At 49.3% G+C, this 14,108-nt stretch carries 9 protein-coding genes; all 9 read left to right on the plus strand.

Translation table 11 applies throughout. The features are described 5' to 3' along the window. Positions 1 to 3: 3 nt before the first annotated feature. On the plus strand, positions 4 to 702 hold the full coding sequence (locus tag Q365_RS0124855) for a phosphoglycolate phosphatase (protein ID WP_028025908.1): 699 nt from the start codon (positions 4 to 6) through the stop codon (positions 700 to 702). An 83-nt stretch (positions 703 to 785) separates the two neighbouring features. Beyond that, positions 786 to 1,802, plus strand: coding sequence for a tryptophan--tRNA ligase (gene trpS, locus Q365_RS0124860; RefSeq protein ID WP_028025909.1), 1,017 nt, complete (start codon positions 786 to 788; stop codon positions 1,800 to 1,802). Positions 1,803 to 2,059: 257 nt separating this feature from the next. After that, a complete protein-coding gene (locus tag Q365_RS0124865) occupies positions 2,060 to 4,879 on the plus strand; it encodes an ExeM/NucH family extracellular endonuclease (RefSeq protein ID WP_028025910.1) in 2,820 nt (939 codons plus the stop codon). A gap of 171 nt (positions 4,880 to 5,050) precedes the next feature. Continuing rightward, positions 5,051 to 8,389, plus strand: coding sequence for a PAS domain S-box protein (locus tag Q365_RS0124870; protein WP_028025911.1), 3,339 nt, complete (start codon positions 5,051 to 5,053; stop codon positions 8,387 to 8,389). Continuing rightward, on the plus strand, positions 8,379 to 9,347 hold the full coding sequence (locus Q365_RS0124875) for a response regulator (protein ID WP_028025912.1): 969 nt from the start codon (positions 8,379 to 8,381) through the stop codon (positions 9,345 to 9,347). The genes Q365_RS0124870 and Q365_RS0124875 overlap by 11 nt, the downstream gene beginning before the upstream one ends. A 91-nt stretch (positions 9,348 to 9,438) precedes the next feature. After that, a complete protein-coding gene (locus tag Q365_RS0124880; protein ID WP_028025913.1) occupies positions 9,439 to 10,023 on the plus strand; it encodes an aminodeoxychorismate/anthranilate synthase component II in 585 nt (194 codons plus the stop codon). Positions 10,024 to 10,343: 320 nt separating this feature from the next. After that, positions 10,344 to 11,561: an aspartate aminotransferase family protein gene (locus Q365_RS0124885; RefSeq protein ID WP_028025914.1), complete on the plus strand. Its 1,218-nt coding sequence runs from the start codon at positions 10,344 to 10,346 to the stop codon at positions 11,559 to 11,561. A 44-nt stretch (positions 11,562 to 11,605) separates the two neighbouring features. Then, positions 11,606 to 12,622: an arginine N-succinyltransferase gene (astA, locus tag Q365_RS0124890; RefSeq protein ID WP_028025915.1), complete on the plus strand. Its 1,017-nt coding sequence runs from the start codon at positions 11,606 to 11,608 to the stop codon at positions 12,620 to 12,622. Positions 12,623 to 12,631: 9 nt separating this feature from the next. Beyond that, on the plus strand, positions 12,632 to 14,089 hold the full coding sequence (astD, locus tag Q365_RS0124895; RefSeq protein ID WP_028025916.1) for a succinylglutamate-semialdehyde dehydrogenase: 1,458 nt from the start codon (positions 12,632 to 12,634) through the stop codon (positions 14,087 to 14,089). The last annotated feature ends 19 nt before the right edge of the window (positions 14,090 to 14,108 follow it).

Consider the following 14,108-nt stretch of genomic DNA (forward strand, 5'->3'; position numbering starts at 1 on the left):
TTCGTGACGGCAACTTTTGATTCGATCAAATACATCGCGTTTGATCTTGATGGCACCCTCGTTGATAGCGTGCCCGATTTGGCGGAAGGCATTCGTATGGCATTGGCAGACGCCAACCTGTACACAGTGACTGACGACGAAGTGCGTAACTGGATCGGTAACGGCGCAGAGATCATGCTCAAGCGCGCACTTAGCCAAAGTGTGACGATTCGTCCGGATATCGACGAATCACTGTATCGCCAAGTTCGCGAGCGTTTTGATTTTCACTATGCCAACAATGGCCATAGTAAAACCATTGTGTACCCAGGCGTACGCGAAACGTTGAGTGAGTTGCTGGCAGCAGGTTACACGCTGGGCATCGTCACCAATAAGCCGTATCAGTTTGTGCCAGAGATCCTCGCTGACTTGGATTTGGCGCAATATTTTACTGATGTGATTGGCGGTGACTCTTTACCAACCAATAAACCCGATCCTGAGGGCTTATTCAGCCTGCGTGACAAGCACGGTCTCAATAACGACCAAGTGCTGATGGTTGGTGATTCCAAAAACGATATTCTTGCCGCAAAAAATGCAGGTTTTGTCTCTGTTGGCCTGACTTACGGGTACAACTATGGAGAGCCAATCAGTGACAGTGCTCCTGAGTTTGTCGCTGAGCACTTCAATCAGCTTTTAACGGTTCTCAGCACCGAAAAAACAGCGTAAATTTAGAACGCTTAGAATTTTCTCGAACAGACAGCCAGCGTGTGGTCACGCTGGCTGAATTGACTGACAGGAACAGAAAGAACATGAGTAATCCTTCGACCAAACCCATTGTACTTAGCGGTGTTCAGCCTTCAGGTGAACTTAGTATCGGCAACTACATCGGAGCTTTGCGTCAGTGGGAACAAATGCAAGATGACTTCGATTGCCAATACTGCATCGTAGACTTGCACGCGATCACTGTTCGTCAGGAAGCCGAAAAACTGCGTGAAGCAACATTGGATTCACTAGCTCTGTGTCTAGCGGTTGGTGTGAGCCCTGAAAAGAGTAACCTATTCATTCAATCGCACGTGCCTGAGCATGCGCAATTGGGTTGGGTGCTTAACTGTTACACGCAAATGGGTGAGCTTAACCGCATGACCCAATACAAAGACAAATCAGCACGTCACGCAGAAAACATTAACGCTGGTTTATTTGGTTACCCCGTGTTGATGGCGGCAGATATTCTGTTGTATCAGGCAAACCAAGTGCCAGTGGGTCATGACCAGAAGCAACACTTGGAACTTGCGCGTGACGTCGCGACCCGTTTCAACAATGTTTACGGTGATGTGTTCAGCGTGCCAGAACCGTACATCCCGCAAGTGGGTGCGCGAGTGATGAGCCTGCAAGACCCGACGAAGAAAATGTCGAAGTCTGATGACAACCGCAACAACGTGATTGGCCTGCTTGAAGACCCGAAAGCGATTGCCAAGAAAATCAAACGTGCGATGACAGATTCAGAAGAGCCACCACGCGTTCTGTTTGATATTCAAAACAAGCCAGGTGTTGCTAACTTGATGGGTCTGATGTCGGTTGCAACAGGCAAGACGTTTGCTGAAATTGAAGCAGACTACGCTGACAAAATGTACGGTCACCTGAAAACGGACACGGCTGATGCCGTTGTTGCCATGCTTGAGCCTGTTCAGCAGCGCTATGCAGAATTCCGCCAAGACCGTACTTACTTGGATCAAGTGATGAAAGCGGGTGCCGAGAAAGCGTCTGAGCGTGCCGCCGTGACATTGAAGAAAGTGTACGAGGCTGTGGGCTTCGTGACTCGTCCATAATCGAAACCTGTTCTCGTTCAATCCAATCAAAAAGCAGCGAATTCGCTGCTTTTTTTGTCTTTATTCTTCCTGTTACCTACCTGTAATCAATTCCAAATGATGCTTTCTCTTCCTGTTGAATGCTGCATTAACCTCAAGAAACAAGTAGACATGTCCTGTCTCTATTAATGGACTTGAGGTATTTATCACTTAAATGAAATCTATGGCTGTTACATATTTGTTGTGTTTACGACTTCACACGCAAAAAAGGACAGCAAATGAAGATCTCATCATGGAGCTCTCTGGCTCTAGCATTAGGCGTGGCCTTGCCTGCCAGCGCTGACGTATTGATTACCGAATACGTCGAAGGTTCATCCAATAACAAGGCAATCGAAATTTCAAACCTAGGTGCCTCTTCGGTCAACCTTGATAACTGGTCGCTCAAAATCGCGTTCAACAGTAACACCACCTTCTCTTCGACCATTGCGTTGTCTGGATCCTTGGCTGCGGGTGAAAGCTTTGTGGTAGGCAACAGCAGCGCCTCGGCAGACATCACCGATGTAAGCCAGATCACGACAGGCTCATTAGGGTTCAATGGTAACGATGTCGTTGCCTTGGTCGATGATGGCGATAACGTTGTTGATAGCTTAGGCGAGTTAGCGCTGGGTTCTAACTATGCGATTAACACCACGTTGCGCCGCCAAGAGGGCAGCACTGGCCGTACTGATGTCACGACAGCGTTTGATTCATCGATTGAATGGCAATCTTTCGCGCAAGATACCTTTGATGGTTTGGGTTGTAGTGGCCTTGAAGCCTGTGACGGCGGAGGTGGTGGGGGTGGAAATACCTTCACGTGTGAGGATGAAACGCTAACGACAACCTATGCAGTTCAAGGCAACGGTGCGCGAAGTCCTCTAGTGCCTGATGGTAGCTTTGAAAGTGAAGATAGTTATTTTGTGTCCGGTGTCGTTACGGCGGTTACTACGGGCTTGTACAAAGGCTTTTGGATTCAAGATGCCAATGGTGATGGTGATTCAGCCACGTCTGATGGTTTGTTCGTGTTTACAGGACAAGCGCCAACCGACATAGAGCCCGGCATGCAGGTGTGTGCGGGTGGTGTGGTCAAAGAGTTCTTTAATCTCACCGAACTTGATGCGTCGGGCAATAACTGGGAAATCCTCGATACCGTCGGTGAACTGGCGGCGACCGAACTTGTGGTTAACGACAACGAGTCTCTTGACGAAGCGCTAGAGCGTCACGAAGGCATGAAGGTGCGTTTGACACAGACCAGTGAGATGGTCGTGGCACGTAACTTCGGTTTTGACTTTGATGCCTTTAGAAACAATATGGTGCTGTCTCATGAAGCGCCATTGTTCAAGCCAACGCAGCTTCACATTGCAGGCTCGCAAGAAGCGGCAGATTTGGTGGCGGCAAATGATGCCAATCAACTGTTCATTGAATCAGATGAAAAAGCGCCAGACGGCGTTGTCCCATACTTCCCTGGGCTAGATGCCGAGCAAGGTTATATCCGTGTCGGTGATACAGTCACGAACCTTGAAGGTGTTCTGGGTTACAGCTTTAGTGACTATCGACTGGTGGTAACCAATGAGCTGGTTGCGAGCGACTTTGTGCGTGAGCAAGACAGAACTGCCGCTCCGCAAACCTTTGACGAGACCAACCTGAAAGTCGCCAGCTTTAACGTGTTGAATTACTTCACCAGTGCAAGTGCGATTGGTGGTGACCTCAACGTGACGTGTAATGACCAAGCGGATGCAGATGCATCACGAGGTTGTAACCGCGGCACCAAAGACGCAGCGGAATTTGCACTGCAACAAGCGAAGATCGTCAATGCGTTAACCGCAATGGATGCGGATATCGTTGGCTTGATGGAAATCGAGAACAACGGCTTTGCTGATACGGGCGCATTGGCCAACTTGGTGGAGGAGCTGAACAGTCGTTTTGCCGATGAAGCCGATCATTACGCTTATGTCACGCCAGCCACGGCAGATCTGACGGAAGGTGCTTTCTTGGGTGGCGATGCGATACAGGTAGCATTGATTTACCGTCCAGCGTCGGTCGCGCCGTCGTCTGATGCAGTGGTTGTCCGCATGCCTGAGCAGCACATCAGTGGAGCTGACCCAAGTGGCGAAGAGCGCCAGTTGGACAAATTCCAACGTGACAGCTTGCTGCAAACTTTTGATGTGGTTGAGGGCGAAATGCTGTCTGTTGCGGTCAGTCACTTCAAATCTAAAGGCTCGGGTTGCTATGAGGATTGGATTGCCGGTGAATTTGATGACGACCCTGCCGATCTTCAAGGCCGCTGTAACGAGTTCCGTGTCTCTGCTGCAGAAACATTAGGCAACGCGCTTAGCGATATTCAAGGTGATGTGATTGCGTTAGGTGATTTCAATGCCTACGGGCAAGAAGATCCGATGCGCGTCTTCACTGATTATGATGCCGCGAGTGCGACTCGCAAGATTGTGACGGCGGCAGGTACCTCCATTGCGGGCGTGAAGCTCGATGAAATGGCACGAGAAGTGGGTGATGGCTTTGGTTACGTCAACCTAGCAACCTATGCGTTAGGTGATGATGCGTTCTCTTACACCTTTGATGGTGAGCTGGGCAGCTTAGATCATGCCGTTGGTAACGCCAGTGTGGTGGAGAAAATCACTGGGGTAGAAGATTGGCACATTAACTCGGTAGAAAGCACATTGTTTGAGTACTCGGGTCGCTTCACGGGTGAATTGGTAAAATCTGATAATCCATACTCATCATCAGATCATGATCCTGTGATTATCAGCCTGAACTACGCGGTGGCGCCTCAGAAATTCACCTTGAGATTTAAGAATAAGAGTTTCTTCTGGGTACAACCAACCATCAATGGGCTCGTGGATCCGTCTCGCCCTTGGCTACGTTGGAAGAGTAACCGTAAGTACAAGCAAGACAACCAATTCCTTATTGACCAGGGCATTAGCTATGGCGACTCCGTGTCGCTAGGTATCCGCTTGTGGGGCTTCATCGACATCCCATGTGGAGAGGCCACGCTCGACGAGAAAACCAAAGCGGTATTCCGCCGCTTTAGCTGCAACATCAAGTAACCACATGCTGGTGAAACGATAGGCTCCTTCGGGAGCCTATTTTTTACCCATCTTTTAATGGGTTGCACGCCGATTCTTGACTACGCTTATAGGTGTCTCATAAAAGCGCTTAGTATCTCTTTGCTGAGTGTGGGGCACTGCGTATCACTTTGAGTTAAATCGGTAGCGTGCATGTCAATTATTGAATCATTGTCATTATTTTTCCTGCCTTCCGTGACGTTTCAGCCTTTGCCGCACAGCTTCACAGGACCGTGGGTATTGCTGATAGCATCGGTGGCAACGTTTGCGACGGCGACGTTTGCATTCTTGCATAGGCCTTTGCAGGAACGAAGCAGCCCCATGTTTCAATTTTCGCCAATTTTAGTGAATGCGGCTGTGTTGACAGTAGGCATGGCACTGATGCCTATTGCGACTGTATTGTCGGTGTCATCGTTTCAAAATGAAGGTTTTTTGCCGGCCATGTTTGCGATGCCAGCGGTTATCACCTTCTACTTTAATTTGGTCGCATTGAGGCTGATTGCCTATCAATCGAACCCACCGATTAAAATTTTCATGGCCGCAGGGATGCTATCCGTGTCTCTGGTTGTGCAAAACATCTTGGTGTATGCCGGTATTAATGGTGTCGCGATTGCGCATTTTGATATGGCGGTTTTCACCATGGCTGCGGTTGTGGGCGTTGCGCTGATCACACTTGCATTATGGTCGCGTTTTGCCAAAAAGAAGAAGGTCACGCAGGAACGCGATATCTCTGGGGCACTAACTAGCGGTTTGTGTTTTGCGTTGGCGTTGCTTCTTTGCGCCATACTATCTTGCGAAGCGATTTCTTTGTCTTCACAACCCAATCGAATTGATCAACGTCCCTATGAGGCGTGGGATGTATTGATGATCCTGACATTCATTGTCAGTTTTGTGCTCTTGTTCAGCCTGCTCGCAAATGCTTACTTCAGCGTGAAAGCGCAAGCCATTCGGTTGGGGAGGCGAGAGGAAAAGCTCGATTCGATTCTAGAGACCGCAACGGAAGCGGTGATATCTATCGACAGTAAAGGCAAGATCACCTTCTTTAATCCCGCAGCTGAAAAAGTGTTTGGTTGGTATGCATCAGACGCTTTGGGTAAAAACATCCGCATTTTGGTCACTGATGAGCATCAGCATCGCCACGACATGTACATTCATAATTTTCTCGATAATCGCGACCCTGGGGTAGTGAACAGTGTTCGAGAGGTCATGGCAAAGCACAAAGACGGATCGGTGTTTCCTGTAAGGCTGGCAATTGGATACCAGCAGAAGGGCGAAGAACATTGTTTTGTTGGGGTTATTTCTGACATCTCAGAGCAGCGACATCTTGCTTGGGCGCTAAGAGAGAATGCTAAGCAGTACCGCTCCTTGGTGGCCAACTTACCTTGTATGGCCTTTCGAGAAATGACCGGTGCGACACGCCATATGGTGTATATCAGCGAAGCCGCAAAGTCGATGACGGGGTATAGCGCATCCATACTGACCGGCGAGAATGGCGTTTCTCATTTTGTGGATAGGATCCACGTAGAAGATACCGCTAATTATCGTAAAACGAGAGAAGTCGCATCAAGGCGAAATGGCAAGTATGACTGTGAGTATCGGTTCATTAGCCGAGATGACGAAGAGAAATGGTTCTGGGAAATTGGTCATAGCTATCGAGCCGAGGATGGCAGCGCGTGGATTGACGGCATTATTGTCGACATTACCGATAAGCGTGAAGAAGAAAAAGAACTCGAAGAGAAAATACGTTTAGCAGATAAAGCATCGCAGTCGAAAGCCTCTTTTCTGGCGAACATGAGCTATGAGTTTCGTTCACCAATGAATTCAATATTGGGGCTGACCGAAGTGTTGATTGACGAGCAACATAACCCTATCCATCGTCATCATTTAGAAGTCATCCGAGAGTCTGGTAACAGCTTGTTGAAACTCATCAATGACATTCTTGATACCTCGAAGCTAGAAAGCCAATCATTGCCTCTCGACATTAATGATTTCTCGTTGGTTCAGCTTTGCCGCCAAATTGAGTTCATAGCCAGAGAAACGGTGCAAGCGCGGGAACTGCAGGTGTCTCTGCATTACAACCACCAACTAAGAGAGCATTATGTGGGTGATGCTCGTCGAATCAAGCAGCTACTCCAAAACATGATGCGAAGTGCGTTAACCAAAACAGACAAAGGCAACGTGGCGCTTCATGTTCTTCCTACCGGCGATATGGTGCGCTTTGCGGTGGCAAGTTACTCCTTTGAAAACGGTAACGTACTGCCTGCGGATGCTGAAAAAACAGGGCAAACCTTGTCTGCCACCTTAGTGACACAACTTATTGAGCTAATGAATGGCAGTTTATGGTTTGACGGCGAGTCCATACACGGTTCGGTCGTGTATGCCGATTTACCGATTATTTTGGCGCAACATAGCGCTCAGCTTAGCAATGAAACCGTTCGTTACGCACTGCCACCATTAGAAGTGCTGGTTATCGATGATGTGCAGCGCAACCAACAGGAATTGAGAGACATGCTGTTGCGGCAAGGAGTGAAAGTACTGACCTTTACAGACATTGAGGCGGCGGAAGATGTCATAAAAACTCAGCAGGTAGACGTTGTGTTATTCGATGCTTATTTGGATGAACAGCGTTACCCCTCGCCGGAAACGTTGCGTCAATGGTCTGAGCAAAGTGGTTCAGAGTCACTGAAGGTGATTGCGATGAAACTGTCAGTTGACCCGACGCCTGATGACGAATGGGCCAAAAACGGTTTTGATGGCGTGATTGAAAAACCATTTTTCAGTGACGCTGTCCTTGATGTTTTGAAGCAGTGTTGTGGCTGTGCGGATGGCAATGAAAATATCACGACCCTCAATGTGGCTGATCAGGAAAAAGAGAGGGAATATTTCAATGATGCATGGGCATTCCAACACTGGCCAACGTCAGAGATTTTATTGGGTGTCGTAGCCGAATATCGAACTAACTATTTTGGTCTTGCTGTTCATATGAAAGAAATGTTGAGCGAGCAACCAGAAACGATAGAGCGATTACTCTCCGAAGCCATTGATGGCGCTCATCACATTGGTTTTCAGCGGCTTGAACAAGACATGACACGATTGCTGTCTTACATAGAGGGCGGGGACATTGCTAAAGCAGAATCCAAACTCGATGGGCTGGAGGCTTGCATGACGAACACGTTTGACATGGCTCTGGCCTACCTTGGCATACGCTCCGATGAATTGGATAGCGACATGGCGTTCGTGAAACTCTCGCAAGAAGCGTTTTCCCGTAAAACAGAAGTGTTTATTAGCAAATTGTCAGAAGGCCAATTTGACGACGGCTTATACAAAGAACTCGTTCCAGCGATGGCCAGCTTTGTCGCGCCTTCGTTGCTTTCGCAGTTTGTTGCGTCAATAGAAAGTTTTGAGCTTGATGAGGCATACAGTTTGATCTTAACCATAATGGATAAGATGCCGAACTCGCAGCGCGATGGAGTCCAAAGTTATGGCATATAAAATTCTTGTTGTTGATGATGAACCCAGCAACCTGCACGTTATGAGAACCATACTGCAAGATCAATACACGTTAATTTTTGCCAAAAGCGGAGAGCGTGCGATTGAACTTACCATGCAGCAAAAGCCTGACTTAATCTTGCTAGACATCATGATGCCGGGCATGAACGGCTACGAGGTGTGCCGCCAATTAAAAAGTGAGCGAACGGTATGGCATATTCCTGTGGTGATTGTTTCTGCACTGGATGAATACCAAAGCGAAGTGGAAGGGCTCAAAAGCGGTGCCGCCGATTTTCTGATTAAACCCGTCTCTCCAGAGTTAGTGAGAAGTCGAGTGGCAAATTTGCTCGGCGAGTCCCGCGCAAAAAACATGCGTGAAAACTACCAATTGGTCATGAATCAAATTGCTGCTGTTGCCGCGCTTCATAATAATCAGGTAGAGATTGCAGCGCCGCGTATCGCGCAATTGTGCGAGTGGTTAGCCTTGCAATATGGGCTGACGAAATCGAAAGCGGAGGATATTTCACTCGCTTATCCATTATGCGCCATCGGTGAGCTTTGGGACGACGGGGGCAATAACACATCCGCAGAAAGCCGAAGCATGTTGCTTCTTTCCGAGGCCACTAAAGGCTTTGCTTGTTTATCGGTTACGCTGTTAACTTACAAAAATACGCGGTGGGACGGCGCTGGTTTTCCTGAAATAGAGGGTGAGAAAATCCCAGAAGAATGCCGTGTTGTCAGTGCCGCTGAGTTATTGGATGCAGAAGTTGAAAGACAGGAAGGAAGCGTCGAACAACGTGTGCTTGGAGCGCTTCAAACTATTTCGCAGCAAGCGGGCACCTTGGTGGACCCTAGGCTCATTCATATCCTAGACACCCAAAGTGATGAGCTTATCAAGCACTATGCACTTTGGCTCTCTTCGCCTTGGCCTACCCCTATTCTTCCTATCAATGAGTTCTAGCGTCGCAGCTGATGCAGTGCGCAATTGCCTGTGGTAGCATTTGCGCCCAGTTCCGCTGACGTAGTGCGGAAAGGCTTTGGCGGGATCAACTGTGCTGTTAATCATTGATAATTACGACTCTTTTACTTACAACCTGTATCAGTATTTTTGTCAATTAGGTGTTGAGGTTGAAGTGCATCGCAATGATGCGATCACGCTCGCCGATATCGATGCCATGGCGCCTAGCCATCTCGTGATCTCCCCTGGACCCTGCACCCCCGATGATGCAGGTATCTCCCTTGATGCCATCGAATACTTTTCCGGAAAGCTTCCGATCCTTGGCGTGTGTCTCGGTCATCAAGCCATGGCACAAGTGTTTGGTGCCAATGTGGTGCGTGCAAGGCAAGTTATGCATGGGAAAACTAGCCCGGTGACGCATCAAAACCTTGGCGTATTTGCCGGTTTGAACAATCCACTTACGGTCACCCGTTATCATTCACTCGTCGTCGAAACAGCGTCACTGCCTGATTGCTTTGAGATAACTGCGTGGACAGAGCGTGATGGTGAGTTCGATGAAATCATGGGGATCCGTCATCGCACGCTGGCGTTGGAAGGCGTTCAATTTCATCCGGAAAGTATTTTGACTGAGCAAGGTCACCAGTTGTTGGCGAACTTTCTTGCTTCATCCTGCGCGTAATCTGTCGCTGTTCGTGCGTTTTGCGCGTGACGCGAAGACGATCTGTATCACCAATTTTACATTTTAATCCCACTGTTTTCGCCCTGTTAACAGTGAAACCTTATTCACTCCCATACTCCCTCTGTCGCTTTGTTTCCCACCAGGAAAGACACTCTTACCTCTTGTGGTATTAATCATTTCGGCGCAATTGCGCATAACTATGACATTGTGATGAATTTCCCCGCCTTTACACGCTAAGGGTTTGATATTTTCTGCTATTGATATGGTTAATGAAATGTAAATACTATGCTTATAGCAGAATCGACAGAAGGATATGAGCGATGACAGCCGGACATAAAGTAGAACGTAAACTGTTCGATGAAGTAATGGTGCCATGTTATGCACCCATGACAATGATCCCTGATAGAGGCCAAGGTTCTCGTATCTGGGATCAAGACGATCGTGAGTATATTGATTTTGCCGGCGGGATAGCCGTGAGCTGCTTGGGTCATTGTCACCCTGTGATGGTGAATGCCCTGAAAGAACAAGCAGAAAAGTTGTGGCATCTGAGTAATGTGATGACCAACGCTCCCGCTTTGCGTTTGGCGAAAAAGCTAACGGAAGTGAGCTTTGCGGAACGCGTCTTTTTTGCTAACTCAGGGGCAGAAGCCAATGAAGCTGCACTGAAGTTGGCACGTCGCTGGGCCGTTGATGTTCATGGTCCAGAGAAGAGTGAAATCATCTCCTTCGCGCAAGGTTTCCACGGTCGTACTTTCTTCACTGTGACAGTAGGTGGACAAGCGGCTTACTCCGATGGCTTTGGCCCGAAACCGGGGGATGTTACCCACCTTCCTTACAATGACCTCGACGCACTTGCCGCGGCGATGTCAGACAAAACCTGCGCCATCATGATGGAGCCGCTTCAAGGTGAAGGCGGCATTGTGTCGGCGGACGCAGCATTTTTACAAGGTGTGCGAGAGCTGTGTGATAAGCACAACGCCCTGTTGATTTTCGATGAAGTCCAAACTGGTAACGGTCGTACGGGTACATTCTATGCGTACGAGCCAACAGGCGTGGTTCCAGACATTTTGAGCACAGCGAAATCGCTCGGCGGCGGCTTCCCAATCGGTGCCATGCTAACGACAGAAGCGTTGGCGGCACACATGAAAGTGGGCACACATGGTTCTACTTATGGTGGTAATCCATTGGCATGTGCTGTGGCTGAAGCCGTGGTGGAAGAAGTGAGCAAGCCTGAGGTTCTTGCGGGCGTTCAAGCGCGTGAAACGTGGTTCCGTGAAGGATTAGAAGCGCTCAATGCGAAATACAATATGTTTAGCGAAATTCGAGGCAAAGGGCTTTTGATTGGCGCTGCATTGAATGAAACATGGCAAGGTCGCGCACGTGACGTTTTGCTGGCAGCTGGCGATGAAGGGCTACTGCTGCTGGTGGCAGGAACCAACGTGGTGCGTATGACGCCATCACTGGTTATCACCAAAGAAGAGTTCGATGAAGGTATGGCGCGCTTGGATCGTGCGCTGGCGAAACTGGCGGCGGCATAATTGCCGCGCTGTTTTGACCACCCACTGCATCAGGAGGAAGTAAGATGCTAGTAATTCGTCCCATCAGGGAATCTGATTTTGACGCGTTGATGCTTTGTGCCGAAGAGTCGGGGCATGGCTTTACGTCACTGCCGGTCAATGATGAATTGATCCAAGGCCGTATCGATCATTCGGTAGACAGTTTTTCTCGTAACGCTCAAGCACCGGGCACCGAAGGCTATTTGATGGTCGCGGAAGATACGGAAACCGGAGAAATTGCTGGGACGACAGGCATTGAAGCCGCCATCGGACTGGATAACCCTTTCTATAGCTATCACATCAGCAAAGTGGTACACCATTCGCGCCGACTCAACGTGCACAACGTGGTCGAAGTGCTGACATTCGGGAACAACTACACTGGGGCGACGGAAATCTGCACCCTGTTTTTGCGCCCTGAATTTCGCGGCGGGCTCAATGGCAAGTTGCTGTCTAAATGCCGATTCTTGATGCTGGCGCAATTCCCTGAAAAGTTCTCGGACATCATTTTCGCTGAGATGCGCGGTGTGTCTGATGAAGAAGGGAATTCACCGTTCTGGAAATGGCTCAAAGAGCATTTTTTCTCCATTGATTTTACCCTCGCAGATTACTTAACCGGAATTGGTCAAAAAGGCTTTATCGCCGATTTGATGCCCAAGCTTCCTATCTACGTGAATTTGCTCAGCGATGAAGCGCGTGAGGTGATTGGGCAAGTGCATGAAAAAACACGCCCAGCGTTGCGTTTACTAGAAAAAGAAGGGTTTACCTGCCGTGGCTACGTCGACATTTTTGATGCCGGACCGACAGTCGAATGCTTGCTTCAAAACATTGATTCTATTCGTCGTTCGTTCACTGCAAGGGTCAAAATCGCCGAGCACAGCAGTGCGCAGGATTACCTGATTTGTAACAGCGACTTCCAAAACTTCCGTGCCACGTCAGCCAAAATTGGTGTCGACGAAGAGCGCAATGAAGCATTGATTAGCCAAGCCGTCGCCGATGCGCTCAATGTGAGCAATGGCGACGTGGTGCGACTCGTGTCTGTGTAGGAGTAGATAATGACACAATGGATTGATAACCAGCCGCTTGAAGGCAAAGGCGACACGTTTGAATCACTGAACCCGTTTAATAGCGAGTCGATTTGGCAAGGACGTGCAGCAACGCCGGAGCAAGTGGAATCTGCGGTGAGCGCAGCGCGAGACGCCTTTGTAACGTGGAAGCACACCTCGTTGGCAGAACGTCAGGCACTGGTTGAGCGCTTCGCTGAGGCAATCAAAGCGAACAGCGAGCACATGGCACGCGTCATTGCAGAAGAAACCGGAAAACCTCTTTGGGAAACACGCACTGAAGCAGCTGCCATGGTGGGAAAAATTGCGCTGTCATTGCGCGCTTATCAAGAACGCACGGGCGAGCGCAGCAAAGATGTCGCGGGTACGCAGGCAGTATTGCGTCATCGCCCCTTGGGCGTCATGGCTGTGTTTGGCCCGTATAATTTCCCAGGGCATTTGCCAAACGGACACATTGTTCCTGCGCTTTTAGCGGGTAACACTGTGGTGTTCAAACCGTCTGATCTCACACCAAAAACCGCTGAAGAAACCATGAAGCTTTGGATAGATGCCGGCTTACCTGCAGGCGTAATCAACATGGTGCAAGGTGGTCGCGAAACCGGTGAAGCTTTAGCGCAATCCAAAGGGATTGATGGGCTGCTCTTTACTGGAAGTGCGAATACCGGACACATACTTCACCGCCAGTTTGCTGGCGAACCCGGCAAGATGTTAGCCCTAGAAATGGGCGGCAATAACCCTATGGTGATTTCCGAGCATTATGGCGAGCTGGATGCGACGGCTTACACCATCATCCAGTCTGCCTTTATCAGTGCAGGGCAGCGCTGTACGTGTGCGCGTCGCCTTTATGTACCTAACGGTGAGCGCGGAGATGTACTGCTTACCCGTCTTGTTGAGATGACCAAGAACATCAAAGTGGGCGGTCAGTTTGATGAACCAGCTTCGTTCATGGGCGCACAAATCTCTGTACGCGCCGCAGAAGGCATTCTGGCGGCGCAGGCTAACTTGGAGTCTTTGGGTGGTGTGCCACTGTTGAAAGCGGAACTGCTGCATGATGCTGTGGTCTCGCCGGGCATCATTGAGGCAACAGCGATTGCACAATTGCCAGACGAAGAATACTTCGGGCCACTGCTTCAAGTCGTGCGTTATGACTCCCTCGAGCAAGCGGTTGTGCTGGCCAATGACACACGCTATGGATTGTCTGCGGGATTAATTTCGACAGACGATAGCGAATGGGCATATTTCTTAGATCATATTCGCGCTGGCATTGTAAATCGAAATCGCCAATTGACGGGTGCCAGTGGTGATGCGCCATTTGGTGGGCCGGGCGCGTCAGGAAATCTGCGTCCAAGTGCTTTCTATGCGGCGGACTATTGTGCGTATCCGATGGCATCAATGGAGGGCGATAAAGTGTCCATGCCCGCACAACTGAGTCCAGGGTTATCGCTGTAGCGATATAAAAGTCAATTAG

Origin of the sequence: Enterovibrio calviensis DSM 14347 (assembly GCF_000621165.1) — a bacterium.
GTDB lineage: Bacteria > Pseudomonadota > Gammaproteobacteria > Enterobacterales > Vibrionaceae > Enterovibrio > Enterovibrio calviensis.

What these genes read in the sequence shown, in the direction of transcription:
- trpS (WP_028025909.1), top strand. Translation starts at nt 786, where the DNA reads ATGAGTAATCCTTCGACCAAACCCATTGTACTTAGCGGTGTTCAGCCT.
- Q365_RS0124865 (WP_028025910.1), top strand. Translation starts at nt 2,060, where the DNA reads ATGAAGATCTCATCATGGAGCTCTCTGGCTCTAGCATTAGGCGTGGCC.
- Q365_RS0124870 (WP_028025911.1), top strand. Translation starts at nt 5,051, where the DNA reads ATGTCAATTATTGAATCATTGTCATTATTTTTCCTGCCTTCCGTGACG.
- Q365_RS0124875 (WP_028025912.1), top strand. Translation starts at nt 8,379, where the DNA reads ATGGCATATAAAATTCTTGTTGTTGATGATGAACCCAGCAACCTGCAC.
- Q365_RS0124885 (WP_028025914.1), top strand. Translation starts at nt 10,344, where the DNA reads ATGACAGCCGGACATAAAGTAGAACGTAAACTGTTCGATGAAGTAATG.
- astA (WP_028025915.1), top strand. Translation starts at nt 11,606, where the DNA reads ATGCTAGTAATTCGTCCCATCAGGGAATCTGATTTTGACGCGTTGATG.
- astD (WP_028025916.1), top strand. Translation starts at nt 12,632, where the DNA reads ATGACACAATGGATTGATAACCAGCCGCTTGAAGGCAAAGGCGACACG.